Genomic DNA, 26,182 nt, shown 5'->3' on the forward strand with positions numbered 1-26,182 from the left:
GCCGCCGAACAATTTTTGGGAAAACCCCCGCATCTTCGGATGCGGGGGTTTTCTGCGTTTAAGCTCGAATCCATGCGCTATGACCTCGTGATTTTCGACAACGACGGCGTGCTCGTCGACAGTGAGCCCATTTCCAACCGGTTGCTCGCGGCGTACCTCACCGAACTGGGGCACCCCACCTCCTACGAGGAGTCCATTCGGGACTACATGGGGTCGGCGATGCACCGCATTCACGAGCTGGTCCTAGAGCGGACCGGACAGCGGTTGCCGCAGGACTTCGACGACGTCTTTCACACACGGGTGTTCACGGCCTTCGAGCAGGAACTCGTGGCCGTGGCCGGGGCCTCCGAGGTGCTGGAGAAGCTGGCCGCTGACGGGGTGCCGTACTGCGTGGCGTCCTCCGGGAGCCATGAGCGAATTCGCGTGGGGCATCGGACCACCGGGCTCGACCGGTGGTTCGACGAGGAGCGGATCTTCAGCTCGCAGGACGTCGGGCGGGGCAAGCCGGCCCCTGATCTCTTCCTGTACGCGGCTGAGCGGATGGGGGTCGCGCCGCAGCGGTGCGTCGTCGTCGAGGACAGTCCGCTGGGGGTGCAGGCGGCAGTCGCAGCCGGCATGGACGTGTACGGGTTCACCGCCATGACGCCCGCGGAGAAGCTCGCCGGGGCCACCCGGCTCTTCTCCGGCATGGGGGAGTTGCTCGACCTGCTGGTGTGAGCCGTTCCCGACGACCAGGCCGAAGCTGAGGAGAATTCATCTTTGGCTGGATCTACCCACGGGTAGGCCTGGGCCCTACGCTCGCCGCCATGACTGATGTGCTGCGGCGCGGCAGGGGCTCGTTGGCGTTCAGCTTCCTGGTGCAGGGTGTCGCCTTCGCTCTGCTCGTGACGAGGATCCCGGCCATCCAGGACCGGTACGGGGTTTCCGACGCGCTGCTGCCCGCGTTTCTGGCGGCCGTGCCGATCCTCGCCGGGGTCGGGAGCGTGACCACTGAGCGGTTGGTGAAGCGGGTACGGCCGAGCCGGCTGCTGCGGTGGTCCCAGCCCGTGGTGCTGCTGGCGCTGCTCGGCGTCGGGGCCGGGGAGCGGATGGTGGAGCTCGGGATCGCGCTTGCGGCCTTCGGTCTCGCCGTCGGCGTGCTGGACGCGTCGATGAACATGCTCGGGGTGAGCCTGCAGCGGTCGTACGGGCGCAGCATCATGCTCAGTTTCCACGCGGCGTACAGCCTGGGCGGGATCGTCGGGGCGTCGCTGGCGTGGGTGGGGGCGCACTGGCATCTGGCGTTGTGGGTGTCGTACCTGCCGGTCGTGCTGGTGCTGCTGCCGGCCGTGCTGGTGGGGAGCCGGTGGTACGTCGACGACCGGGGCGGTGCGGCGGGCGAGGCGGAGGAGCCGGCCGGGGAGGGCCAGGTCCTCGTCTTCAAGTGGCTGTTGCCGCTGTGTCTGGTGATGACGGTCGCGTACATCGGGGACTCGACGGTCTCCAACTGGAGTGCCAAGTACCTCCAGGACGTGCTCGGGAGCTCGGAGCAGATGGCGACCGTGCCGTACAACGTGTACATGGTCACGACGCTGCTGGGGCGGACGATCGGGGACCTCGGGGTGCGGCGGTTCGGGGCCGTGGCGGTCGTGCGGGCCGGGGCGCTGGTCGCGGCGGGTGGGTTCGCCGTGGTGGCGGGGGCGCCGGGGGCGTGGGTCGGGATGCTGGGGTTCACGCTGTTGGGGCTGGGGTTGTGCGTGCTGGTGCCGCAGACGTTCGCGGCGGCCGGGAGGCTGTTCCCGGGGGCGTCGGACGCGGCCGTCGCGCGGCTGAATGTCTTCAACTATGTGGGGTTCTTGATCGGTTCGCCGTTGGTGGGGGCGCTCGGGGATCTGTGGAGCTACCGCGGGGCCATGCTCGTGCCGATGGTGTTGGTGCTGGTGACGCTGGTGTACGCCCGTTCGTTCGCGGCTCAACCGGACCGATACGGTGGCGGGCATGAGCGGCCGCGCACAGCTGATGTGGGACGAGGCAGTAACGGGCTATGACTTCGGTCCCGGGCACCCGATGGACCCGGTCCGGCTCGCCCTGACCCGGAGACTGGTCGACGCCTTCGGGCTGGACCGTGAGGTGGAGGTCGTCGCCGCGAAGGCGGCCGGGGAGTCGACGCTGCGGCTCGTCCACCGCCAGGACTACATCGGTGCGGTGAAGGCCGCGTCGGCGGATCCGGGGGCGGCGGACCAGTCGTACGGGCTGGGGACGATGGACGATCCGGCGTTCGCCGGGATGCACGAGGTGTCGTCGCTGATCGCCGGGCAGTCGGTGGGGGCGGCGGAGGCCGTGTGGCGGGGTGAGGCGCTGCACGCGGTGAACTTCGCGGGCGGGCTGCACCACGCGATGCCGGGCGGTGCGTCCGGGTTCTGCATCTACAACGACGCCTCGCTGGCGATCGCGCGGCTGCTGGAGCTCGGGGCGGAGCGGGTCGCGTACATCGACGTCGACGTGCATCACGGGGACGGGGTCCAGGCGGCGTTCTGGGAGGACCCTCGGGTGCTGACGATCTCGCTGCACGAGCATCCCCAGACGCTGTTCCCGCAGACCGGGTGGCCGGAGGAGACCGGGGCGGACTCCGCGGAGGGGTCGGCGGTGAACGTGGCGCTGCCGGCCGGGACGGGCGACGCGGGGTGGCTGCGGGCGTTCCACGCGGTCGTGCCGGAGCTGATCGCCGACTTCCGGCCTCAGGTGCTGGTGACGCAGCACGGGGCCGACACGCACTTCGAGGATCCGCTGGCGCACCTGGCGGTGTCGCTGGACGCGCAACGGGCGGTGCAGGTGGCCTGTCACGACCTGGCGCACGAGTACGCCGACGGGCGGTGGGTGGCCCTGGGCGGGGGCGGTTACGCGGTGGTCGACGTGGTGCCGCGCTCCTGGACGCACCTGGTGGCGATCGCGGCCGGGCGGGCCGTGGAGCCCGAGGCGATGATCCCCGAGGGCTGGCGTCAGGAAGTGTTCGCGAAGACGCGGCAGTTGGCCCCGGCGCGGATGACGGACGGGCGCTGGCCCGTGGCCTGGTCGGGCTGGGACGAGGGGTACGACCCGGCGGACCGGCTGGACCAGGCGGTGCTGGCGACCCGGCGGGCGGCGTTCCCGCTGCGGGGGCTGCTGGCGTGAGGGAGTGCCGGCGGGCGTAGGCCGACCGTGCGGTGTTCGCGGGTTCTCGGGACAGGGGGAGTTCCGGTCACGCACGATCTTCTTGTGCTGACCACCGAAGCCCTGCGTGCGCATCTGGTGGGCGCTCGGCTCGCCGGGACCGTGGCGACCTCGCGGGAGGAGAGCCTGCGCAGTTACCGGCTCTTCGCCGCCCGGGACCCCCGGGTGCTGCTCGGTATCGATCCCGAAGGTGCCTGGGGGCAGCGGGAGTTGATCGAGCTGATGGCGGACCGGTGTGGTGTTTCGGCCGATTACCGGTTGGTTTCCGGCCAGGACGTGATCGATCCGGAGCGGACCCTGGCGGCTCTGGACGCCTTCGCGGAACGTCTCGCCGAGGCCGCCGGGCGGGGTGCTCCCGTGCTTCTCGGGACCGGGCACCCGCATCGGCTGCTCGGCTTCTACGGCGCTCTGGCAGACGCGCTGTCGGCGGCTGGATGTGCCGTTCTCACCCCGGCGCAGGGTCGCCGTGTCGACATAACGACCCGGTTCGGCCTACGCACGTACAACCTCGACTACGTACGAGGAGTCGCGCTGGTGCGGACCCCGGGCGTGGAACGCCCCGGTTGTGAGCCCGGCGCACATACGCACTCACCTCTCCCGGTTCGTACCGTACTGGCCGCTTGTGCGGAGGCCGGCGGGCCCCTTCCGGAGCTGGTGATCGGGGACCACGGGTGGGTCTGCGGGGCAGGTCAGCTGGGGTTCGAGGCCATCGGGCCGGCCGATACGGACGACCCGGCGCTGTTCGTGGGGGAGGCCGAGGGGTCCGTGGCCGTGGCCGTTCCACTTGATGACGGCGTGCGGTCCGATTACTACCTGCCGCTTACCCGCTACGTACTCAATCGGGCGTGTCTGTCACAGTAGGCCGCCGATGGGTGCACCTCTTCCCCACTCGCATCACTGGCACCTACATTGGGGAGTGAGCACGCAGCGACGAAGAGTCACCGGAAGGGGAAGCCGGTGGCCGTCGAGTGCGGAAGGTTCAGGTGTGTCATGGCTGCAGCTGGCGAGAGGCCTCTGAACGAGGTTCAGTTCCTTACCGTGGCGGAAGTCGCCTCGGTGATGCGAGTGTCGAAGATGACCGTGTACCGGCTGGTGCACAGCGGTCATCTGCCCGCGATCCGTGTGGGGCGGTCCTTCCGCGTCCCGGAGCAAGCGGTTCACGAGTACCTCCGCGAGAGTTACGTGGGGGTGGAAACCGCCTGACGGCAGGGTCGGGGCGATCCCCACAGGGCACTCGGGATCCCCCCGGCCTCCTCGATTACGACCTCAGCGCTCGGACGGGTAGGCTGGCCCCTCGTAGGTCGTATGGGCCCATGGCGCCCAAACACCGAGTGATGAGAAGTGAGCGAGGGTAGTCGTGGGCTCTGTTATCAAGAAGCGGCGCAAGCGGATGGCGAAGAAGAAGCACCGCAAGCTGCTCAAGCGCACGCGCGTTCAGCGTCGCAACAAGAAGTAAGTTCGCGACGCGCGAGCCGCGAAAGCGTTGCTGTGGCCCCCCACCCACCGGTGGGGGGCCACACGCATATCCGCCTCGGGACCCGCGGCCGCGGCCCCGCGCTCCTGCGTCCGGCTGCTTCGGTCACTTCGCGCATCGGGCGGTCATCACAGCGCAACGACAACCCGCTAAGTTGGCCCCACGGGGGAACGCGGCGGGGGCAAGACGTTCTGGAAGGAAGGCGCTGATCTTGGGCAAGGTCGTGCTCGTGACCGGAGTGGCCCGCCAGCTGGGGGGCCGGTTCGTCAGGCGGATCCAGCGGGACCCCGAGGTGGACCGGGTCGTCGCCGTGGACGCGGTGCCGCCCGAGCACCATCTGGGCGGCGCGGACTTCATCCAGGCCGACATCCGGCAGCCCGGGATCGCGAGGGTGCTCGCCGAGACGGGCGCCGACACGATCGTCCACCTGGACGTGACGGGCACACCGCTGGGCAGCGGCAACCGTGCCTCCCTGAAGGAGACCAACGTCATCGGCACCATGCAGCTGCTCGGTGCCTGTCAGAAGTCCCCGTCCGTGCGACGGCTGGTCGTGAAGTCCAGCACGAACGTCTACGGCTCCGCGCCCCGCGACCCGGCCGTGTTCACCGAGACGACCCCGCCCAAGTCCCTGCCCAGCGGCGGCTTCGCCAAGGACACCGTCGAGGTCGAGGGCTATGTCCGCGGCTTCGCGCGCCGCCGGCCCGACGTGGCCGTGTGTGTGCTGCGGTTCGCCAACATCCTGGGCCCGACCGCGGACACCCCGCTCGTCTCGTACTTCGCGCTGCCGGTCCTGCCGACGGTGTTCGGCTACGACCCGCGGCTGCAGTTCGTGCACGAGGACGACGTGATCGAGGTGCTGCGGATCGGCTCGCACGAGCCCCGGCGGGGCACGCTCAACAGCGGCACCTTCAACATCGCCGGCGACGGTGTGCTGCTGCTCTCCCAGTGCTCCCGGCGCCTCGGGCGGCCCACGGTGCCGCTGCTGCTGCCGGCCGTCACCTGGGCGGGCTCGCTGGTGCGTACGCTGGGCATGACGGACTTCTCGCCCGAGCAGATCCGGCTGCTCACACACGGCCGGGTGGTGGCCACGGGCCAGATGCGCGAGACGCTGGGATTCCAGCCCAAGTACACGACCGCGGAGACGTTCGCGGACTTCGCCCGCAGCCAGGGCCCCGGACTTCTTCCGCCGGAGGCCCTTGCGGGGGCCGTCGACCGGATCGCCGACTCGCCCCTCGCGGGCGGCGGACACTCCCCGACGCAGAGCGCCAACTGAGGAGCGCATCAACGATGGCGGACGCCAAGGTCATTCCGTTCGACGACGACCGGTCCCGCGGGAGCGCCGTGCAGCGCCCGCAGCGGCGCCGGGGCGCCGGGAACCGCCGCTCGGGCGCGGAGTCCGTGCCGGTACGCGAGGTGCAGCCCCTGCCCACCAGGGCCGTTCCGCAGGATGATGTTCCTGTGACTTCCGATGAACAGCCGCCGGAGCCTTCCCGGGACGGCGAGGGCGGGCTGGAACGGCGGATCGCGGGCGGCCTGGCCTTCCTGCGCCGCCGCCTCACCGGGGACTACGAGGTCGACGACTTCGGCTACGACGAGGAACTCACCGACCAGGTCCTGATGTCCCTGCTGCGCCCGCTGTACGACACGTACTTCCGGGTCGAGGTGAAGGGCATCGAGAACATCCCGTCCGAGGGCGGTGCCCTGATCGTCGCCAACCACTCCGGCACACTGCCGATGGACGGCCTGATGATGCAGGTCGCCGTGCACGACAACCACCCGGCGGGCCGGCATCTGCGGCTCCTCGCCGCCGACCTGGTGTTCATGCTGCCGGTGGTCAACGAGCTGGCCCGCAAGCTGGGTCACACCCTGGCGTGCGCCGAGGACGCGTCCCGGCTGCTGGAGCAGGGCGAGCTGGTCGGGGTGATGCCGGAGGGCTTCAAGGGGCTGGGCAAGCCCTTCGCGGACCGCTACAAGCTCCAGCGCTTCGGCCGCGGCGGTTTCGTCTCGACGGCGCTGCGCGCGGGGACGCCGATCGTGCCCTGCTCGATCGTCGGGGCGGAGGAGATCTACCCGATGATCGGCAATGCCAAGACGGTCGCGCGGCTGCTGGGCTTCCCGTACTTCCCGATCACGCCCACCTTCCCGTGGCTCGGGCCGCTCGGGGCGATCCCGCTGCCGACCAAGTGGACGATCCAGTTCGGCGAGCCGATCCCCACGGACGGCTATCCGCCGGAGGCGGCCGAGGACCCGATGCTGATGTTCAACCTGACCGACCAGGTCAGGGAGCAGATCCAGCACACGCTGTACAAGCTGCTGGTGCAGCGGAGGTCGGTGTTCTTCTGACGCCGACGTTCGCAACAGCCGGCCGGTCGCTCGGAGCCGCCGGACGGAGTCCGGCGCAGCTGTCCGAAGCCCGCGGAGCGGTGCGAGGGCAGCAGACAGGAGGGGCCAAGCTGCTGGTGCAGCGGAGGTCGGTGTTCTTCTGAACCTGCCCGCGTATTGAGCCGGCCCGCGTACGGCGTTGGGGGCGCCCCTTGCCGAAGGGGCGCCCCCAACGCCGCTGTCTAGTCCGCGTCCTCGCTGTCGATGCCCAGGCCGGGCAGCAGTCCGGGCAGGAGCGGGGGGAGCGTCACATCCGGCTCGGGGACGGGTGTGTGGCCCTCCGCCGACGGAGAGGTGCTCGCCTCGCCGTCCTTGCCCTTCGGCGGGTCGAGGAGGCCGCCGGTGTTGCCGCCGAGCAGGCCGTCACCGTCGCTGCCGGAGCCGGTCGAGCGGCTGGGGCCGCCGCTGCCGGTGCGGCCCTCGTCGCTGGGCCTGCCGCCGCTGTCGCTGGGGCGGGCCGAGCGGTCGGTGCCGGAGGAGCCACTGGGGGCCGACTCGGAGGCGCCGCGCCGCTTGCCGTCGCCGCCGCTCGTGGCCGGGGGCTCGGGCAGCAGGGACTGCAGCGGGGCGACGTCCTCGTCTATGGCGTCGAACACGGACGACACCTGCTCGCTGACGTCCCCGAGCTGGACGGGCAGTCGCTCGCGCAGTTCGCCCCAGGCCTCGCGGTGGGAGCGGGAGAACGCGGACAGGGCCTGGATGGGGCCCAGCGAGTCCGGGTCGCGCTCGTACGCCTCGCTCAGCAGCCGGTGGCCCTCCGACGCGTCGTGCCGCATCCCGGACAGGGCACGGCGGATCTCGCCGAGGGACTCGTGGTCCAGGGGGCCGCTGCGGCCGCGTTCCATCAGGCGGCGTGCCTCGCTGAGCCGGGTGGAGGCGTGGTCGAGGTAGACCCGGCCGCGCTCGTCCGACCCGTCGGCGAGGCCGAGCGTGACGTCCTCGATGCCGCGCTTGAGGCCGTAGAGCGAGTCGCCGGGCAGGGCGTCCGAGCTGGCGGCGGAGACTCCGCCGAAGGCGCTCGCGGCCACCCCTACGCTGAGTCCGCCCGCGGTGAGGCCCTTGGCGAGCCGGGAACGCGGCCGGAACTTCTTCAGCGAACTCGCGCGGTGCGCGCCGCGAGCCCGGGATCGCTGCTCGGGGACCGCGCTGTCCGTCGCCCCGCCGCCCGCGGTGCCCTCCTGGAGCATGGCCTCGAAAGCGGCCACCAGCTGGGCCCGCTGGACGACCTTGACCTCGGGGTCGAGCTCCGGCTTGGGCAGCGCGCCGAGCCCCGAGGCGAGCGCCAGATGGCGGTCCTGCTCGCTCGGTTCCGCGGCCGCCGGGGCCGGTGCCGATCCTTCGGGCTGCCCGGCCGCCGTGCCCTGCTCGGGCTGCTCCTCCAGGGCCTGGGCGAAGGCGTTCGCCCGCCGGTGCGCCGATACGTTCGCGATCACTGGCGGCACCTCCTCTCGTCATGACGGTCGACTCCCCAGGGGGTCCTGAGGGTTGCACACCCTGACCACGACCACACGATCGAGTGATCGGAGCCGGCCAGGGGGTGACCACAGGGAGCCTGCATCCCGCACAACGAGCGGCGCGGCACTTGGGTTACGGACACCGGCTGATCGAATGCCGAAGCCAACGAACCGTCACGGAACGTGAGTTGAATGTCGCCGATCGTGCGGGGCGGTCAGCGGGCGTCTTCCGGGAGGAGCCGGGCGAGGGTGCGGACGGCCCGGTACTGGAGGGTCTTGATGGCGCCCTCGTTCTTGCCCATCACCCGGGCGGTCTCGGCGACGGAGAGGCCCTGGAGGAAGCGGAGCGTCACGCACTCCTGCTGCTGTGGGTTGAGCCGCCGTACGGCGTCGAGCAGGGCGGCGTTGGAGAGGGACTCCAGGACGGAGTCCTCGGGGGAGCGCTCGACCTCGTTGGCGTCGAGCATCTCGCCGGTGGTGACCTCGAGGCGGAAGCGGCTGGACTTGAAGTGGTCCGCGACGAGGTTGCGGGCGATGGTCACGAGCCAGGCGCCGAAGTCACGGCCCTGCCAGGTGAACGTGCCGATGCGGCGCAGGGCGCGCAGGAAGGTCTCGCTGGTGAGGTCCTCGGCAGTCGCCTTTCCTCCGACCCGGTAGTAGATGTACCGGTAGACGGTGTCGCTGTACTGGTCGTAGAGGCGGCCGAAGGCGTCGGACTCGCCGGCCTGGGCGCGCTCCACGAGGTCCATCATCCGGGCGCTGTCGCTGTCCGCCGCCGGACGGCGGGCGGTGGCCGCCCCGGACGGGCGGCCTCGTCTGCCGACCGCGGCGCTGCCGTCGGCCAGTGCGTAGCACGGGCCGACGGGCGCGGCGGTGGCGAATGCGGGGACGGCGTACGCGGTGGGGACGAAGCCGCGCAACAGGTCTTGGACCGTTGCGCGCAGCGTAGCCAGGCCCGAGGCGTCAACCCCGACGTGTGGGTACACGGGACTCCCAGAGGCAGAGCTTCCATCACGTGCAGTGCGGGACCTTTCACCCGTCGTAGCGACGGAGGGGTACCGGTTTGCGTCTGAGGAGAATAACGCTTCGTGCAGGCGCTGCTACACCGAGTTGCTCAAATCATCGATTACGTCGCTTCCGTAACCGATTGACACCGGATCAAGTGCCTGAGGGTGAGCGGTTGTTGATCGAAATGGTTCGGATTGCGGCTGAGTCCGGGGCGTGTTGTGGCCGTGTGCAGCCAAGAGGACTGGATGCGAGGTTGTGGGGGTACGCCAGTTGGATTTACGGCGATTGTCAGGCCGTAAACGATGGTGTCCCGGTTTGATCGGTTGGTCAGCGGCGCCGGCGGTGCAGGGCGATGGCGGCCGCGGTGCCGCCTGCCACCGCGCCGACACCCGCCGCGGCCGGGATGCCGACCTTCGCGGCCTTGCGGCCCGTGCGGTAGTCGCGCAGGCGCCAGTCCAGCCGGCGGGCGTGCTTGCGCAGCTTGCTGTCCGGGTTGATGGCGTAGGGGTGGCCGACCAGCGAGAGCATCGGGATGTCGTTGTGCGAGTCGCTGTAGGCGGCGCAGCGGCCGAGGTCCAGGCCCTCGGCGGCGGCCAGGGCGCGGACGGCCTCGGCCTTCGCGGGGCCGTGCAGCGGTTCGCCGACGAGTTTGCCGGTGTAGACGCCGTCGACGGACTCGGCGACCGTGCCCAGGGCGCCGGTCAGGCCGAGGCGGCGGGCGATGACCGTGGCGATCTCGACGGGGGCGGCCGTCACCAGCCACACCTTCTGGCCGGCGTCCAGGTGGGCCTGGGCGAGGGCGCGGGTGCCGGGCCAGATGCGCTCGGCCATGTACTCGTCGTAGATCTCCTCGCCGATCGACTGCAGTTCGGCGACGCGGTGGCCCTGGACGATCGAGAGGGCCGAGTCGCGGGCCTCCTGCATGTGTTCGGGGTCCTCGACCCCGGCGAGGCGGAACCACGCCTGCTGCCAGGCGAACTTCGCCAGCTCGCGCGTCTCGAAGAACTTCCGCTTGTACAGGCCACGTCCGAAGTGGAAGATGGCCGCGCCCTGCATGACCGTGTTGTCCAGGTCGAAGAACGCGGCGGCCTGGTCGTCGCCGTGCACCGGGAACTGCGGTTCCTCGGTCGTGCCGGCGACTTCCTGCGTGGACTTGCGGGCTGCCTCCGCCGAGGCCTCGCCTGCCAAAACGCTCCGCGCCGTGGCGGAGCGCCTACGGGGAGTGAGCCATCCTAGAGCGGCCATGGCGTGAGCATAGCCAGTTTGTTCGGGGGTTCCGGAGTCGGAAGGTTGGGAGCCTGTGAACTCTCGGCAAGCGTGTCGTTAAAGATGCCGCGCGGGACGGGCGCGGTCGGCGCGTCCTCTGGCGCTTTCACGAGGGTTCCGCCCGGGCGCGGCCGCGCGACAATGGCCGACATGAGTCCCCTCTTCCGTCGCAGGCCCCCTCGGGACCGGCTCGTCACCCTGATCCGCAAGCCCGGCTGTCATCTGTGTGATGACGCACAGGTCGTTGTGGAGAAGGTGTGCGGTGATCTCGGAGTCCCCTGGGAGCAGAAGGACATCACCGAGGATCGGGAACTGCACGACCAGTACTGGGAGCAGATCCCGGTCGTGCTGGTGGACGGCAGGCAGCACACGTTCTGGCGCGTGAACGAGGACCGCCTGCGCAAGGCGCTGACCGACTGATCCCGCCCGGTGAGCGACTGACCGATCAGTCCAAAGAGGCCGTCGAGTCGCTTAGGATCGATGGTGACTTGGTCTCGGGGGCGGGATTCACTGAGGAGAGTGTGCGGTTTTGCCCCCGAAAGACAAGGAGCGGCGGTGCGTATGCGCCGGTTCCCTGCGCGTGCGCCGGGGGCGCGTGACCCCGGTCACGTTGGCCGGGCAAATCGGACACCATCTTTGTGCACGCGTTCACAAAGACATAGCCTGCATTCGACGGGGCGGTCATGTAGGGACGTATGACCGCCTACAGCCCCGCTCTACCCGCAGGAGCACCGTGGCAACTGGCCGAACTCACCGACCGGCGACCCGCAGCCGAGGGATTCCCGAGGCCACCGTCGCCCGGCTTCCGCTGTACCTCCGCGCTCTGACCGCGCTGTCGGAGCGCTCGGTGCCCACGGTCTCCTCCGAGGAGCTCGCGGCCGCGGCGGGGGTCAACTCCGCGAAGCTGCGCAAGGACTTCTCCTACCTCGGGTCGTACGGGACCAGGGGCGTCGGCTACGACGTCGAGTATCTCGTGTACCAGATCTCCCGCGAACTGGGGCTCACCCAGGACTGGCCGGTTGTGATCGTCGGTATCGGTAACCTCGGCGCCGCCCTGGCCAACTACGGCGGGTTCGCCTCCCGTGGGTTCCGGGTCGCCGCGCTGATCGACGCCGACCCCGCGATGGCCGGAAAGCCCGTCGCCGGGATCCCGGTGCAGCACGCCGACGACCTGGAGAAGATCATCCAGGACAACGGCGTGTCGATCGGTGTCATCGCCACCCCCGCCGGTGCCGCCCAGGCGGTCTGCGACCGGCTCGTGGCCGCCGGTGTCACCTCCATCCTGAACTTCGCGCCGACCGTGCTGTCCGTCCCCGAGGGCGTCGACGTGCGCAAGGTCGACCTCTCCATCGAGCTGCAGATCCTCGCCTTCCACGAGCAGCGCAAGGCCGGGGAGGAGGCCGCCGCCTCCGACGGGGGCGTCCCCACCGCCGCCGCCCGCAGCGACTCCACCGACCAGGGGCCCGACGGGGACATGCCCGCCGTGATGCCGGCATGAGCCTCCTCGTCGTCGGACTCAGCCACCGCAGCGCCCCGGTCAGCGTGCTGGAGCGGGCCGCGTTGACCGCGGACTCGCAGGTCAAGCTGCTCCAGGACACGGTCGCCGCCGAACCGGCCTCCGAGGCCGCGGTGCTCGCCACCTGCAACCGCATCGAGCTCTACGCCGACGTGGACAAGTTCCACGCCGGTGTCGCCGAGCTGTCCACGCTGCTCGCCCAGCACAGCGGCGTCGGCCTGGAGGAGCTCACCCCTTATCTCTATGTGCACTACGAGGACCGGGCCGTCCACCACCTGTTCTCGGTGGCCTGCGGGCTGGACTCGATGGTCGTCGGCGAGGGGCAGATCCTCGGCCAGATCAAGGACTCCCTGGCCCGGGCGCAGGACCTGCAGTCCGCCGGCCGGCTCCTGAACGACCTGTTCCAGCAGGCCCTGCGGGTCGGCAAGCGCGCCCACTCCGAGACCGGCATCGACCGCGCCGGCCAGTCCCTGGTCACCTTCGGCCTGGAGCAGCTGGCCCGGGGCGGGGACGTACAGCAGTGGGCGCGGGGCAAGAAGGCCCTGGTCATCGGGGCCGGGTCGATGTCCTCCCTGGCCGCCGCCACGCTCGCGCGGGCCGGGGTCGCCGAGATCGTCGTCGCCAACCGCACCCTCGACCGCGCCGAGCGCCTCGCCCAGATCCTCATGGACGGCGACGACACGGACGTGGCGGCCCGCGCGGTACCGATGGAGTCGGTGCCGGCCGAGCTGACACGTGCCGACGTCACCGTCTCCTGCACGGGTGCGACGGGCCTGGTCCTGACGGCCGAGTCGGTCGCCGAGGCGGTCGAGGGCCGTACGCCGGCGCCGGCCGCCGGGTCCGGCGAGGACGGACCGGGGGCGCCGGGCGGCGAGTCCGGCTCCGCGACCGGTTCCGGGGAGCGGCGCGGCGGTGCGTCGGGCACCAGCCTCGGCAGCGAGGACGGCTGCCCGCTCGACCTCTCCGCGGTGCAGGGCACCGCCGGGTTCTCCGTGCTGGGCGAGGCCGCAGTGGCCGGGATGGCCGCCGCCGACCTCGAACAGCACGCGGCGTGGGTGGACAACGGCTCGGTTGGTGGCGACCGGCGTGCCGCGTCCGGTACGGCCCGGCCGGGACGGACCGGCACGCTCGACCCGGCCGCGGACACCGACGCCATCGCCGCGCTCGCCGCGACCGTCGCCACCGTCGGGCGGATCCCCGAGCGGCGCCGGCCCGAGCCGCTCGAGGAGCCGCAGCGGCCCGAGCCCGTGCTCTTCCTGCTGGACCTCGCGATGCCGCGCGACATCGACGCGGCCGTGCACCGGCTGGCCGGGGTGCGGCTGGTGGACATCGAGTCGCTGGCGGAGGCCTCCGCGGGCGCTCCGATGGCTGCCGATGTGGACCAGGTACGGCGTATCGTCTCCGACGAGGTCGCGGCCTTCGGGGCAGCACTGCGGGCCGCGCACATCACACCGACCGTGGTCGCCCTGCGCACCATGGCCGCCGATGTCGTGGCCGGCGAGATCGCCCGGCTGGACGGTCGGCTGCCCGGTCTCGACGACAAACACCGAGCGGAGATCACCCAGACCGTGCGGCGCGTGGTCGACAAACTGCTCCACGCGCCGACCGTGCGGGTCAAGCAACTCGCGGCCGAACCCGGCGGCGCCGGGTACGCGGACGCACTGCGGACCCTGTTCGACCTCGACCCCGAGACGGTGGCCGCCGTCTCCCGGGCCGAGGACAGCACCACCGAGAAAGACCGAGGGCCGGCATGACCGACAAGACGCTGAGGCTCGGCACCCGGCGCAGCAGGCTCGCCATGGCCCAGTCCGGGCAGGTGGCGGAAGCCGTGAGCCGGGTGACCGGGCGGCCCGTCGAGCTCGTCGAGATCACCACGTACGGCGACACCTCGCGCGAGCAGCTCGCCCAGATCGGCGGCACCGGCGTGTTCGTGACCGCCCTGCGCGACGCGCTCCTCAAGGGCGAGGTCGACTTCGCGGTGCACTCGCTGAAGGACCTGCCGACCACGCAGCCCGACGACCTGGTCGTCGCGGCCGTGCCGGTGCGCGAGGACCCGCGGGACGTGATCGTCGCCCGGGACGCGCTGAAGTTCACCGACCTGCCCTCCGGGGCCCGCATCGGTACGGGTTCGCCGCGCCGCATGGCGCAGCTCAACGCGTACGCCCGCAGCCACGGCCTGGACATAGCGACGGTCCCGATCCGCGGCAACGTCGACACCCGCATCGGGTTCGTGCGCAGCGGAGAACTCGACGCCGTCGTGCTGGCCGCCGCCGGACTCAACCGGATCGGCCGCGGCGACGAAGTGACCGACTTCCTGTCGGTCGACACGGTTTTGCCCGCCCCCGGCCAGGGGGCCCTGGCGATCGAGTGCACCGCGGGCAACGCGGACCTCATCGCCGCGCTCGCCGAACTCGACGACCCGTTCACGCGGATCGCCGTGACGGCCGAGCGATCACTGCTCGCCGCCCTGGAGGCCGGCTGCAGCGCACCTGTGGGCGCGTTGGCCGACCTTCTGGCCGACGGGCAGATTGTCAAGGAAATGCGCCTGCGCGCCGTCGTCGGGACCACCGACGGCACGCGCATGGTGCAGCTGTCCACCACCGGTCCCGTGCCCGAGACGCACGACGGGGCAATGGCGCTCGGTCGCGAACTCGCGGCCGAGATGCTCGCCCAGGGCGCGGCCGGTCTGATGGGGGAGCGAGCACAGTGAGCCCCACCACCCTTTCCGCCGGTCCTGAACACGGGCACGTCACCTTCCTGGGTGCCGGACCCGGAGATCCGGGACTGCTGACTCTGCGCGCCGTGGAGGCGCTGGCGAGTGCCGACGTCCTCGTCGCCGAGCACGAAGTGCTCGACGTCGTACGTCAGCACGCCAGGCAGGGCGTGTCCGAAGTGCATACGGACCCGGATCCTTCCCAGGATCCGGCACCGGGCACAGGAACGCCCCAGCTGACGGTAGTTGACGGCACGTCAACCACCGTCGCCGCCCCCGCGGTGCGGGATGCCGCACATCTTGTCATGGAGGCCGCACGGGGCGGCAGGCGGGTCGTGCGTGCGGTGTCCGGGGACCCGGGCCTCGACACGTACGCCGCCGAGGAGATGCTGGCGTGCGCCGCCGCCGGGGTGCCCTTCGAGGTCGTCCCCGGCATCGCGAGCGCCGTCGGCGTGCCCGCCTACGCCGGTGTGCCGCTGCGCGACGCGCAGGGCGCGGACGTGCGGTTCGTGGACGCGCGGACGGCGTCGGACCGGTGCTGGACGGAGGTCGGGGCGTCGGACGGCACGGTCGTCGTGTCCACGACGCTGGACTCCGTCGCCGCGGCGGCCGGCGAGCTCGTCTCCGCCGGGCGCAAGCCGGACACCCCGATGACGGTCACCGTCGCCGGCACCACCACCCGGCAGCGCACCTGGAGCGCCACGCTCGGCACGATCGCGCAGACGCTGAAGCAGCTCAAGGTGCTGCCCTCGCCCGACGGCGGCCGGCCGGTGATAGCCGTGGTCGGTGAGCGTTCCGCCGCCGCCCAGCGCGACCAGCTCGCGTGGTTCGAGTCCAAGCCGCTGTTCGGCTGGAAGGTGCTCGTGCCGCGGACCAAGGAGCAGGCGGCGTCGCTCTCCGACCAGCTGCGGTCGTACGGGGCCGTGCCGCACGAGGTGCCGACGATCGCCGTCGAGCCGCCGCGCACGCCCCAGCAGATGGAGCGCGCGGTCAAGGGGCTCGTCACGGGCCGCTACGAGTGGATCGCCTTCACCTCGGTCAACGCGGTCAAGGCCGTGCGGGAGAAGTTCGAGGAGTACGGGCTCGACGCGCGTGCCTTCGCGGGCATCAAGGTCGCGGCCGTCGGCGAGCAGACGGCGAAGGCGCTGATCGCGTTCGGCGTGAAGCCGGACCTGGTGCCGAGCGGTGAGCAGTCGGCCGCCGGTCTGCTGGAGGACTGGCCGCCCTACGACCCGGTCTTCGACCCGATCGACCGAGTGTTCCTGCCGCGTGCCGACATCGCCACGGAGACGCTGGTCGCCGGGCTGATCGAGCTCGGCTGGGAGGTCGACGACGTCACGGCCTACCGGACCGTGCGGGCCTCGCCGCCGCCGGCGGAGACCCGCGAGGCGATCAAGGGCGGTGGCTTCGACGCCGTTCTGTTCACCTCGTCGTCCACCGTGCGGAACCTGGTCGGCATCGCCGGCAAGCCGCACAACGTCACCGTGATCGCGTGTATCGGCCCGGCCACGGCGAAGACCGCCGAGGAGCACGGGCTCCGGGTGGACGTCATGGCTCCCGAGCCGTCCGTCCACAAGCTGGCCGAAGCCCTGGCCGACTTCGGCGCGAAGCGCCGTGCGGCGGCTTTGGAGGCCGGCGACCCGGTGACGCGGCCGAGCGAGCGGCGGCCGGGGGCGCGGCGGAGGCGGTCGACGACGTGACCGACCCTCACTGGCTGCGGCTACGCGGGAGTCACCGCGTGGCCGTAGCGCAGGAGGTTGTCCGGGTCGTAGACGGACTTGTCGTGGCGTAGGCGGGCGTAGACCTCCGGGGTCCAGGCTCGGGCGATGTCCTGTTCGTCGCCCGGGGTGCCGTGGATGTTGACCATGGTGCGGCCCGTCCCGTACGGGGCCATGGCCGTGTAGAGGCTGCGCGTCGCCTGCTCGACGGCCTCGGCCACGGGTGGGGCGGGCATGATGCCGACCGACTCCATGAAGTAGCGGGCGTCGCGGGAGCAGACGGCGTCCTCGACGGCGGACGGGCGGGACAGTGCGCCGCCCATGTGCCGCAGCGAGGCGACCAGCAGGGGGTACTCGGCGCCGGCGCCGGGGCCCACCTGCTCCAGGAACGTGCCCATGGCGTCGGGGGGCAGGTCGCGCAGGAGCATGCAGCACTCGCGTGCCGGGAGCGGGTCCTGGGGTTCCATGTGGATGCGGTCCAGGGCCGCGTGATCCATCTCCTCGACGGTATCGACGGCGACGGGGGCGGCTTCGCGCAGCGGCGCGATCAGGGCCTGGCCCTCGGCCGGGTCGCCCGGCCACGCGATCGCGACCCGGGCCCAGAAGCCGCCGCGCAAGGGCTCCGGGATCTGCGGGATCGGCGGCAGGCGCAGCACCGAGAACATGCTGCACATCTCGTCCGGGACGGTGCGGGTCCAGTCCGTCCAGGTCCGCAGCAGGGTCTCCGTGTGTTCGGCGTGGCAGTGGATGCCGCCGCCGTAGAGCCTGGGCAGGGGCAGCAGCTCGGTGACCAGCGAGGTGACGACACCTACGTTGCCCTTGCCGCCGCGCAGGGCCCAGAACAGTTCCGGTTCGTGGCGGGGGTCCGACTCGCGCAGGTGCCCGTCCGGGGTGACGACCTGGAAGGAGCGGACCAGGTCGGCGGCGTAGCCGTAGGCCCGGCCGAGGACCGGGAGTCCGCCGCCGAGGGTGTAGCCGACGACGCCCGCGTCCGTGGAGGTGCCGCACAGGCCCGCCAGGCCGTGCGGGGCGGCCGCGGCCATGACGTGGCTCCACTTGGCGCCGGCGGCGATGGTGGCGGTGCGGGTGGTGGGGTCGACGTGGACGTCCGTCATGCGGGACGTGTTGATCAGCAGGCCGTGCTCGATCGGGAAGTTGGCGCCGTGGCCGGTGGCCTGGACGGCGACGGGGGTGTGGGTGGCGTGTGCCCAGCGCATGGCGGTGACCACGTCGTCGGGGCCGGTCGCGCCTATGGCCACGTCCGGGGTGTGCAGGGAGGCCAGGTTGAAGCCGGTGACCTCGTCGGCGTAGGCGCCTTCGCCGGGGCGTAGGACGGGGCCGTGGATCTCTGAGAGGGCGAAGAGGTCGGGGGTGTGGTGGGGGGCGGTCATCGCGTCCTCCGTGGGGGGCGTACGGAGGGACGGCGGCGGTGTGGGGGCCGTCGGGGTCCTTGTTGTTTCAGCATGGACCTGGGTGGTGTCGGGCGCATTGTGGGGCGGTGGGCTGCGAGGTGCTCGGCGTGGGGGCTGGGGGCGGGGCGTGTCGCAGCCCGGCGTAGCGGGGTGCCGCTGCGCCCACCCGTGCCGCCCCTAGCGGCACGCATGCCCGCAGCTGGGCGGCTGCGCATGCCCGCAGCGGGGGCGGCTCGCATGCCCGCAGCGGGGCGGGGCGGTGCGCGTGCGGGCGGCGGGGGCCGACAAGGCGTCGGTATCGGGGGGTTTGGGGCGGGCGTAGCGTAGGGGCATGACGACGTACGGATCTTTCCCCGGTACTCGGCCGCGGCGGTTGCGGACCAACCCCGTGATGCGTCGGATGGTCGCCGAGACCCGGTTGCACCCCGCCGATCTCATTCTCCCGGCCTTCGTGCGGGAGGGCGTCAGCGAGCCCGTGCCGATCACCGCGATGCCGGGGGTCGTGCAGCACACCCGGGACAGTCTGAAGAAGGCCGCCGCGGAGGCGGTCGCGGCGGGGATCTCCGGGATCATGCTGTTCGGCGTGCCGGAGGAGTCGAAGAAGGACGCACTCGGGACGCCGGGGACCGACCCGGACGGGATCCTCCAGGTCGCCCTGCGGGACGTGCGGGCCGAGGTCGGCGACGATCTGCTCGTCATGTCCGACCTGTGCCTCGACGAGACCACCGACCACGGGCACTGCGGCGTCCTCGACGAGCACGGCCGCGTCGACAACGACGCGACCCTGGAGCGGTACGCCGAGATGGCCCAGGTGCAGGCCGACGCCGGCGCCCATGTCGTCGGGCCCAGCGGGATGATGGACGGGCAGGTCGGGGTCATCCGCGACGCGCTCGACCAGATCGGGCGGGAGGACGTCGCCATCCTCGCCTACACCGTCAAGTACGCCTCCGCCTTCTACGGGCCCTTCCGGGAGGCCGTCGGCTCGTCCCTGCAAGGGGATCGCAAGACGTACCAGCAGGATCCCGCGAATGTGCGTGAGTCGCTGCGGGAGCTCGCCCTCGACCTGGAGGAGGGCGCCGACATGGTGATGGTCAAGCCGGCCGGGCCCTACCTGGACATCCTCGCCCGGGTCGCGGACGCCGTGGACGTGCCCGTCGCCGCCTACCAGATCTCCGGCGAGTACTCGATGATCGAGGCCGCCGCCGAGAAGGGCTGGATCGACCGGGACCGGGCGATCATGGAGGCCCTGACCGGCATCCGCCGGGCCGGTGCGCGGAGCATCCTCACCTACTGGGCCACCGAAGTGGCCCAGAAGCTCAAGGATCAGTAGGTCGACCATCAGCAGGTCGAGGATCAGTAGGTCAGCGCGTCGTCCCTGTCGCGCAGCCAGTACGTGACCGTGAGCGTGCTGTCGTAGTACACGCCCTTGGCCGGCAGGGTCGGGAGCGCCGAGGGGCCGCCGTCGCTGTTCGGCGTGCGGCCCTGGAAGTCGACCGTGAGCTTGTGGCTGGTCGCGCCCCACTCGCCGCTGCCGTCGGCCGCCGACAGTGAGACGCCCGCGTAGCCGGACTCGCCGGGGGCCAGCGTCGTCACCGCCTGCGGCTTGGAGTCCTTGATCGGCCGCGGGACCCACTGCATCTCGTCGAAGCGCAGGACCGGGTAGTAGGTCAGGTCGCACATCTTCGAGCCGGTGTTCTTCACCGTGAGCAGCATGTGGTTGAGGGGGCGGCGGACCGGCTGGGCGGTGACGGTGGTGTTGGAGCCGTTGCAGGAGACACGGGTCGCCGTGGTGCCCTTCGCGGCCTTGTCTCCCTTCGCGGACTTGCCGCCCTTGGTGGGCTGCGTACCCGTCGCGCCGGTCGTGCCCTGCGTGCCGGTTGCCCCGGTCGTGCCCTGCGTACCGGTCGCGCCGCTCGTTCCCTTCCCGCCGGCCCCGTCCTCGGCCGGGTGCGTCGCGGTGACGCTCGCCGAGGCCGGGTCGGGGTGCGCCGCGCCTTCGTCCTTCGTGCCCGTTCCGTCCTGACAGGCCGTCAGGGCCAGGGCGGCCAGGAGGGCGACGGGGAGGGTGTGGTACTTGCGCATATCTTGCGTTTCCTTTCGGACAAAGGCAGTGGACAAGCGGGCCCGGGCGGGTCGCGCTGCCGGTGGGCCGGGAGCGGCGTGCTTGGATGACCAGAGCTTGTGCGGGGGTCCGTCCCGGCCGCCAGACCCGGCGGGGGATCGGGGACGTTGGAACGCCCGCACATGCTGTGACCAGGGAGAACAGTCATTCCCTGGAACGGGGGAACGGGACACGGGGCATGGAGGAGCGGTGTCGGAGGGCACGACCGCGGCGGCATTCGCCGCCCTGCTGGGGGAGTTGAAGGAGCGCTCGGGGCTGAGCTACGGGGTGCTCGCCAAGCGGCTTCACATGAGTACGTCGACGCTGCACCGGTACTGCAACGGCGATGCCGTGCCGACCGATTACGCACCGGTGGAGCGGCTCGCCCGGCTGTGCAAGGCGTCGCCGGAGGAACTCGTCGAGCTGCACCGTCGGTGGGTGCTGGCGGATGCGGGGCGGGTGCGCAAGGGGAGTGGCGGTACGGGGAACGGTGGTACGGGGAACGGCGGTACGGGGAACGGCGGTACGGGGAACGGCAGTACGGGGAACGGCGGTACGGGAGGTGCGGGTTCGGGGGGCACGGCTGCGGGGAGTGGCGCTTCGGAGGTGACCTCTATGGAGGTGCCCCCGACGGACGTGACCCCCATGGACGTGCCCCCGACAGACGTGACTCCGACCGAGGCGGCCTCCTCGGATGCCGGCGTCCTCGCGTCGAAGGAGGGGTCCTCGCAGGCCGACGTACCCGAACCGTCGGAGCCCGCGGGCCGCCCGCGCCCCCGTCGCGCCCTGCTCGTCGGTGTCGCCGCGGCCGTGGTGCTCGGCGGGGTCGGTCTCGCCGTGGCCGTTCCCTCCGGTGGGTCGGACGACGAGGGGCGGCGTGGCGCGGCGGCGGCCTCCGGCGGTGGCGGCGGGCAGGAGGGGAGGGGCGCGGCGGCGTCCGTGTCGCCCTCGGCCGGTTCGTCGTCGGCGGGCCGCGAGGACAAGGGCGAGGGGAAGGGCAAGGGCGGGAAGGGCAAGATGACTGCTTCCGAGTCCCCCACCTCGGCCTCACCCGGCACAGGTGCCGGCCCCGGCCCCGGCGCCGGTGGCACCGGGCGGGACAACGCCCCCGCCTCTGCTCCCCTCACCGTGGACACGGAGCCGCATGCCTGGGAAAGCCCCTGCTCCCAGCGCTACTTGATCGATCTGCCGCCGGGGCGGGTCGGGCCGCCGCCGCCGGAGCAGGATGCGCCCGGCTGGGTGGCGGCCAACGGGGCCGTGCCGTCGGGGGAGCAGTTCCTGAAGCTGACCGTGCAGGGGAAGGGGCAGGAGACCGTGGTCGTCAAGCGGCTGACGGTCCGTATGGCCGGGAAGCGCGCGCCGCTCGCCTGGAACGACTACGCCATGGGGTATCCCGGCGTCGGCTGCGGCGGTGGCGTGCCGACCCGGTTCTTCACCGTCGCCCTCGACGCCGCGCGCCCGGGGGTCGTGCCCGAGGCGGGGCACGCGGACTTCCCCTTCAAGGTGAGTGAGAGCGATCCGGAGGTGTACTACATCCGGGCCGACGCCTCCGCGTACGACGTCAGCTGGTACCTGGAGCTGGACTGGTCCAGCGGCGCCCGCACGGGCACGCTGACCGTGGACGACCACGGCCGGCCCTTCCGCACGAGCGGCAACAACGGGCGTCCGGCATACGAGTTCCCGCTGGGCGGCGAGAAGTGGGTCAAGGAAGGGACCACGCAGTAGCCCTGACGGGGCGGGCTCTGTGGGCGGGCTCAGTGGAACTCGTGGACCAGCTCGATCTTTCCGACGATGTGGGCGTTGAACTCGTCGAGTTCCTCGGCCGGGACCCACAGTTCGAGGATGGTGCGGCCGCCGGCCTGCTGGACCGGGTAGCGGGTCAGGAAGCCGGTGTCGACCTCGAAGCGGGTGACGAAGCCGGCCCCGTCGTGCTTGACGTTCCAGTCCCGGGCGATCCGGATCGCGTAGTCCTCGTTGAGGACCGGGTAGAAGATCGGCTGCTCGGGGAGTCGGGGTGGCCAGGCGCGCCAGTCGAGGTCGCGGACCAGGTCCAGCTCCTTGGGGCCGGTCGGGCGCCAGAGGGTCGTCGTCGGTCGGTGGTCGTTCGGCACGGGCACCATCAAATCAGTTGAACCGTTAGGTTGTTGACCGTCGTAGTGGTTGCTGATTGAACAACCTACTTTCAGGGAGACGTCCATGTCCGGTGACGCCCTCAGCCAGGATCCCGCCGAGCTGCAGAGGAGGATCGACAGCAGCAAGGCGCACCCGGCCCGGGTCTACGACGTCTTCCTCGGCGGCAAGGACCACTACGCCGCCGACCGGGACGCGGCCGCCGCCGCGCTGGCCGCCAACCCGCGCGGGTACCTCGACGTACGGCACAACCGCGACTTCCTCCGGCGTGCGGTGACCACGCTCGTGGAGCAGGACGGCATCCGGCAGTTCCTGGACATCGGGACCGGGCTGCCCACCGCCGAGAACGTGCACCAGATCGCGCAGCGGATCACGCCCGAGTCGCGGGTCGTGTACGTCGACAACGACCCCGTGGTGCTCGCGCACGCACGCGCCCTGCTGACCAGCGGACCCGAGGGGCGTACGGACTACATCGACGCCGATCTGCGGGACCCGGCCCGCATCCTCGAACAGGCCGCCAAGACCCTGGACTTCGACCGGCCGGTCGCGCTCTGCCTGGTCGCGGTCCTGCACTTCGTCGCTGACGAGGAGGCGTATCCGCTGGTGAGCGGGCTGATCGACGAACTGCCCGCCGGCAGCCGGCTGGTGCTGAGCCACCTCACCGAGGACCTCAACCCCGAGAACATCCGCGCGGTCCAGCGGACCTACACCGAGCGCGGGTTCACCTTCGTGCTGCGGTCCCGGGCCGACGTCGAGCGGTTCTTCACGGACAACGGGCTGGAGATCGCCGACCCGGGGGTCGTCCCGGCGCACCGCTGGCGGCCCGACCACGCCGCCCCCGTCCCCGAGCAGCCGGAGGAGTCCTACCTCGCCGGTCTTGAGGAGATCGAGAAGGTGCGCTACCGCGACATCAACGACGTGACGGACGCGGACATCAACGTGTACGCGGCGATCGGCGCCAAGGCGTGAGCCATGGGTTCCGCCACGGTGACCGGCACCAAGGGGTGAGCCACCGGTCCCGCCGTGGTGCACGACGGGGCGTCCGGATCCCGGAAACCTGCTTGTAGACGGCACGTACTTCCTTAGGCTGCGGGGCACCAGGCGTCACCGCAGCCGAAGGAGCCGTGTCATGACCGTCGCCGAGCCCCTGCCCACCCACTCTCCCGTGCCGCCCCTGGCCGCGCGGGTACGGGCCGTCGGCGGCTCCCCCGTACGGGACATCCTCGCCGTCACCGCCCGCCCCGAGGTGATCAACTTCGCGGGCGGGCTCCCGGCACCGGAGCTGTTCGACGCCGAGGGCATCGCCGCCGCATACGAGGCCGTGCTCGCCGAAGCACCCGGTCGGGCGCTGCAGTACTCCACGACCGAAGGCGAACCCGCGCTGCGCGACGCCCTCGCCGCCCGGACCACCGCGCGCGGCCTGTCGACCGGCCCCGACGACCTGCTCGTCACCACCGGCTCCCAGCAGGCCCTCTCGCTCCTGGCCACCGCGCTGCTCGAACCCGGGGACACCGTCCTCGTCGAGAGCCCCTGTTATCTGGCCGCACTCCAGGCCTTCGGCTTCGCCGGGGCGCGGATCGTGGTCGTGCCCGGCGACGAGCACGGCATCGACCCCGCGGCGCTGGAGGAACTCGTCGTGCGCGAGCGGCCCAAGCTGCTCTACACCGTGCCCACCTTCCAGAACCCCACCGGCCGGACGCTGCCCGCCGAGCGGCGCGCCGCCGTGGCGTCGGTCGCCGCCCGGCGCGGACTGTGGATCGTCGAGGACGACCCGTACGGGGAGCTGCGCTACGACGGGGAACGCGTGCCGTGGATCGCCGCCCACCCGGGCGCCGAGGACCGGACGGTGCTGCTCGGCAGCTTCTCCAAGGTCATGGCGCCCGGGCTGCGGCTGGGCTGGCTGCGGGCGCCCGGCGAGCTGCGGCGCGCCTGTGCCGTCGCCAAGCAGGCCGCCGATCTGCACACCCCGACCGTCAACCAGCTCGCCGCGGCCCGCTACCTCGCCGACAACGACCTGGACGCCCATGTCGCCCGCGTCGCCGGCGTGTACCGCGACCGCCGCGACGCGATGCTCTCCGGGCTCGCCGGGGCGCTGCCCGAGGGGTCGGTCTGGCACCGGCCCGAGGGCGGCATGTTCCTCTGGGCCCGCCTGCCGGAGCCGTACGACACCACGGCCCTGCTGCCGCAGGTGGTCCGGCAGAACGTGGCCTACGTCCCCGGCGCCCCCTTCTACGCGGGCACGCCCGACCGGACCACCCTGCGGCTGTGCTTCGTGACGCAGACGCCACAGGAGATCGGGGAAGGGCTGCGCAGGCTGGGGGAGGGGCTCAGTCCCACCAGAAGTGCCACGTCCGCTGGTTGAGGACCTGGTGCTCGGCGTAGGCGCGGAGGGTCGGGTCCGCGCCCTGGTGGATGTTGTCGGGGCAGAACGCGAGGTGTTCGGCGGCGACGGCCTGCGCGGCGGCCCGGGTCGTGGGCGGGCTCGCCACGGACACCAGCAGGTGATCGAAACCGAGGGCTACGACCCGTATGCCGAAGCGGTCCTCCCAGGACCGGAGCACCGCGCTGAGCCGGGCCGTGTCGCCCTCGTGGTTCGCAGGGCCCGTCCAGCCGATCGCCGTCGGGATGTCCGCGCTGCGGCGGGCCGGGACGAGGGCGAGGCGGGGATCCTTGAAAGGGCCGCCGTCGCCGAGCAGGGCGTCCACGGTGCCGGCGGCCACGGCGTCCGGGTCATCCTGGGTCTCAAGGGCCGCATCGGCCGGGCCCGGACAGGCTTCGCCCTCGGCGTGCTCTTCCCAGTACTCCGCCAGGACCTCCTCGGCATCGTGGTCCCCGGGGTAGGACACCTCGCCCGGCATCAACTCCCAGCGGTCCGGGCCGCCGTGGCCGTCGCCCGTCTCCAGCACGACCGGCAGGAGGCCCGCACGACGGGCCGGCTCCAGCGCCGTCCAGCCGCCCGGGACGGCCCGTTCACCGGCGCACCACAGCAACGGCTCGTGCCAGGGGCCCTCGTCGGTGGTGTCGAGGAGCGTCCCGGCGGGGAGTCGGAGGCCGAGCGAACCGCCGCTCGGGTCTGCCGCCAGCTTCGGCAGAGGGTTGGGAAGAGTCGCCATGGTGGTGACTGTAGAGCCGGGCACTGACACTCCGCCCCGGCCGACGACCGCCGTAGCGGACAGCAACTGACCTACTTCCTCCCTACGGTCGGGACATGACCACTTCCTCCGAGAAGACGGACCTGCTCGCCGCGTTCGCGGAGCAGCGCGCGCTGCTGCTGATCACCGTGCGCGGACTCACCGACGCGCAGGCCGGGCGGCGTACGACGGTGAGCGAGCTGACGCTCGGCGGCATCGTGAAGCACCTCGCCACGGGAGAGGAGATGTGGACCCGGATCATGTCCGAGCGCGACGGTGAACTGCCCGACGGCATGCTCGAGGTGGCGCAGTACCGCATGGCCGAGGGCGACACGCTCCCCGCGCTGCTGGAGCGCTACGCGTCGGCCGCCCGGGCCACCGAGGAGGCGGTGTCCGCGCTGCCGGACCTGGACGTCAGCGTGCCGCTGCCGAAGACGCCCTGGTCCCCGCCGGAGCCCGAGTTCTGGTCCGCGCGCCGCATCCTGCTGCACCTGATCAGGGAGACCGCCCAGCACGCCGGGCACGCGGACCTCGTCCGGGAGACCCTGGACGGCGCGAACACCACGGCGCAGCGCTGACGCCCGAGGGCGGCACCCCCTGGGGGAGTGCCGCCCTCGATGCGGTCACGGAAGAATCCGGCGTCAGAGCCGCCCGGCGTCAATGCCGCCCGGACTCCGAGCCGTCCGGC

General features: G+C 71.7%; 25 protein-coding genes. 18 read left to right on the plus strand and 7 right to left on the minus strand.

Features of this window, described 5'->3' with window-relative positions; translation table 11 throughout:
* Positions 1-72: 72 nt before the first annotated feature.
* From IE153_RS20390 to IE153_RS20425, 8 genes are all read left to right on the plus strand, one after another.
* The gene (locus IE153_RS20390; RefSeq protein ID WP_189591290.1) at positions 73-717 is read left to right on the plus strand and encodes an HAD family hydrolase; all 645 of its coding nucleotides are present in this window, start codon (positions 73-75) and stop codon (positions 715-717) included.
* An 89-nt stretch (positions 718-806) separates the two neighbouring features.
* A complete protein-coding gene (locus IE153_RS20395) occupies positions 807-2,027 on the plus strand; it encodes an MFS transporter (RefSeq protein WP_189591292.1) in 1,221 nt (406 codons plus the stop codon).
* Entirely contained in the window at positions 1,978-3,150 is a 1,173-nt protein-coding gene (locus tag IE153_RS20400) for an acetoin utilization protein AcuC (protein WP_189591294.1), read from the plus strand. Before IE153_RS20395 ends, IE153_RS20400 begins: the two co-directional genes overlap by 50 nt.
* Positions 3,151-3,234: 84 nt before the next feature.
* Positions 3,235-4,050, plus strand: coding sequence for a phosphatase (locus tag IE153_RS20405; RefSeq protein WP_189591296.1), 816 nt, complete (start codon positions 3,235-3,237; stop codon positions 4,048-4,050).
* Positions 4,051-4,179: 129 nt separating this feature from the next.
* Positions 4,180-4,392, plus strand: coding sequence for a helix-turn-helix domain-containing protein (locus IE153_RS20410; RefSeq protein ID WP_004984898.1), 213 nt, complete (start codon positions 4,180-4,182; stop codon positions 4,390-4,392).
* A gap of 154 nt (positions 4,393-4,546) precedes the next feature.
* Entirely contained in the window at positions 4,547-4,645 is a 99-nt protein-coding gene (locus IE153_RS20415) for a 30S ribosomal protein bS22 (RefSeq protein WP_003948845.1), read from the plus strand.
* Between the two features lie 229 nt (positions 4,646-4,874).
* Positions 4,875-5,936: an NAD-dependent epimerase/dehydratase family protein gene (locus IE153_RS20420; protein WP_189591298.1), complete on the plus strand. Its 1,062-nt coding sequence runs from the start codon at positions 4,875-4,877 to the stop codon at positions 5,934-5,936.
* Between the two features lie 14 nt (positions 5,937-5,950).
* Positions 5,951-7,006, plus strand: a complete 1,056-nt coding sequence (locus tag IE153_RS20425) for a lysophospholipid acyltransferase family protein (RefSeq protein WP_184909393.1) — start codon at positions 5,951-5,953, stop codon at positions 7,004-7,006.
* Between the two features lie 221 nt (positions 7,007-7,227).
* Here IE153_RS20425 and IE153_RS20430 read toward each other — a convergent pair whose 3' ends face one another.
* The 3 genes from IE153_RS20430 to IE153_RS20440 all read right to left on the minus strand — a co-directional run bounded on the left by IE153_RS20430 (position 7,228) and on the right by IE153_RS20440 (position 10,752).
* Entirely contained in the window at positions 7,228-8,478 is a 1,251-nt protein-coding gene (locus IE153_RS20430; protein WP_189591299.1) for a DUF5667 domain-containing protein, read from the minus strand.
* Positions 8,479-8,714: 236 nt separating this feature from the next.
* Positions 8,715-9,485, minus strand: a complete 771-nt coding sequence (locus IE153_RS20435; protein WP_030840376.1) for an ECF subfamily RNA polymerase sigma factor, BldN family — start codon at positions 9,483-9,485, stop codon at positions 8,715-8,717.
* Between the two features lie 349 nt (positions 9,486-9,834).
* On the minus strand, positions 9,835-10,752 hold the full coding sequence (locus IE153_RS20440; RefSeq protein WP_051853675.1) for an HAD family hydrolase: 918 nt from the start codon (positions 10,750-10,752) through the stop codon (positions 9,835-9,837).
* 162 nt (positions 10,753-10,914) lie between these two features.
* On the opposite strand from IE153_RS20440, the gene IE153_RS20445 reads away from it, so the two are divergent.
* The 5 genes from IE153_RS20445 to IE153_RS20465 all read left to right on the plus strand — a co-directional run bounded on the left by IE153_RS20445 (position 10,915) and on the right by IE153_RS20465 (position 16,702).
* Positions 10,915-11,193, plus strand: coding sequence for a glutaredoxin family protein (locus tag IE153_RS20445; protein ID WP_086603661.1), 279 nt, complete (start codon positions 10,915-10,917; stop codon positions 11,191-11,193).
* Between the two features lie 313 nt (positions 11,194-11,506).
* Positions 11,507-12,271, plus strand: coding sequence for a redox-sensing transcriptional repressor Rex (locus IE153_RS20450; RefSeq protein ID WP_030840369.1), 765 nt, complete (start codon positions 11,507-11,509; stop codon positions 12,269-12,271).
* Complete coding sequence (locus IE153_RS20455; protein ID WP_189591302.1) at positions 12,268-14,043, plus strand: glutamyl-tRNA reductase; 1,776 nt, start codon at positions 12,268-12,270, stop codon at positions 14,041-14,043. The genes IE153_RS20450 and IE153_RS20455 overlap by 4 nt, the downstream gene beginning before the upstream one ends.
* Positions 14,040-14,999, plus strand: coding sequence for a hydroxymethylbilane synthase (gene hemC / locus IE153_RS20460; protein ID WP_189591303.1), 960 nt, complete (start codon positions 14,040-14,042; stop codon positions 14,997-14,999). Before IE153_RS20455 ends, hemC begins: the two co-directional genes overlap by 4 nt.
* A complete protein-coding gene (locus tag IE153_RS20465) occupies positions 14,996-16,702 on the plus strand; it encodes a bifunctional uroporphyrinogen-III C-methyltransferase/uroporphyrinogen-III synthase (protein WP_097218782.1) in 1,707 nt (568 codons plus the stop codon). Before hemC ends, IE153_RS20465 begins: the two co-directional genes overlap by 4 nt.
* A 20-nt stretch (positions 16,703-16,722) precedes the next feature.
* On the opposite strand, the gene IE153_RS20470 is transcribed toward IE153_RS20465, so the two are convergent.
* Positions 16,723-18,111, minus strand: coding sequence for an FAD-binding oxidoreductase (locus IE153_RS20470; RefSeq protein WP_189591305.1), 1,389 nt, complete (start codon positions 18,109-18,111; stop codon positions 16,723-16,725).
* A gap of 352 nt (positions 18,112-18,463) precedes the next feature.
* Between IE153_RS20470 and hemB the strand changes: the two genes are divergently transcribed.
* Positions 18,464-19,462, plus strand: coding sequence for a porphobilinogen synthase (hemB, locus tag IE153_RS20475; protein WP_189591307.1), 999 nt, complete (start codon positions 18,464-18,466; stop codon positions 19,460-19,462).
* 23 nt (positions 19,463-19,485) lie between these two features.
* Here hemB and IE153_RS20480 read toward each other — a convergent pair whose 3' ends face one another.
* A complete protein-coding gene (locus IE153_RS20480) occupies positions 19,486-20,214 on the minus strand; it encodes a DUF4232 domain-containing protein (RefSeq protein ID WP_189591309.1) in 729 nt (242 codons plus the stop codon).
* A gap of 229 nt (positions 20,215-20,443) precedes the next feature.
* On the opposite strand from IE153_RS20480, the gene IE153_RS20485 reads away from it, so the two are divergent.
* Positions 20,444-21,958, plus strand: a complete 1,515-nt coding sequence (locus tag IE153_RS20485) for a helix-turn-helix domain-containing protein (RefSeq protein WP_189591311.1) — start codon at positions 20,444-20,446, stop codon at positions 21,956-21,958.
* Positions 21,959-21,987: 29 nt separating this feature from the next.
* Here IE153_RS20485 and IE153_RS20490 read toward each other — a convergent pair whose 3' ends face one another.
* Complete coding sequence (locus tag IE153_RS20490; protein ID WP_189591313.1) at positions 21,988-22,353, minus strand: hypothetical protein; 366 nt, start codon at positions 22,351-22,353, stop codon at positions 21,988-21,990.
* A gap of 76 nt (positions 22,354-22,429) precedes the next feature.
* Between IE153_RS20490 and IE153_RS20495 the strand changes: the two genes are divergently transcribed.
* Positions 22,430-23,332, plus strand: coding sequence for an SAM-dependent methyltransferase (locus IE153_RS20495; protein ID WP_189591315.1), 903 nt, complete (start codon positions 22,430-22,432; stop codon positions 23,330-23,332).
* Between the two features lie 160 nt (positions 23,333-23,492).
* Positions 23,493-24,725: an aminotransferase-like domain-containing protein gene (locus IE153_RS20500; protein WP_189591317.1), complete on the plus strand. Its 1,233-nt coding sequence runs from the start codon at positions 23,493-23,495 to the stop codon at positions 24,723-24,725.
* Here IE153_RS20500 and IE153_RS20505 read toward each other — a convergent pair.
* Positions 24,691-25,476 carry a DUF4253 domain-containing protein gene (locus tag IE153_RS20505; protein ID WP_189591319.1) on the minus strand — a complete coding sequence of 262 codons (786 nt, stop codon included), beginning with the start codon at positions 25,474-25,476 and terminating at the stop codon, positions 24,691-24,693. The two genes, IE153_RS20500 and IE153_RS20505, sit on opposite strands and share 35 nt — an antisense overlap.
* A 95-nt stretch (positions 25,477-25,571) precedes the next feature.
* Between IE153_RS20505 and IE153_RS20510 the strand changes: the two genes are divergently transcribed.
* Positions 25,572-26,072, plus strand: coding sequence for a DinB family protein (locus IE153_RS20510; RefSeq protein WP_189591320.1), 501 nt, complete (start codon positions 25,572-25,574; stop codon positions 26,070-26,072).
* Positions 26,073-26,182 lie beyond the last annotated feature (110 nt).

The sequence above is a fragment of the Streptomyces massasporeus genome, assembly GCF_014648995.1.
GTDB lineage: Bacteria > Actinomycetota > Actinomycetes > Streptomycetales > Streptomycetaceae > Streptomyces > Streptomyces massasporeus.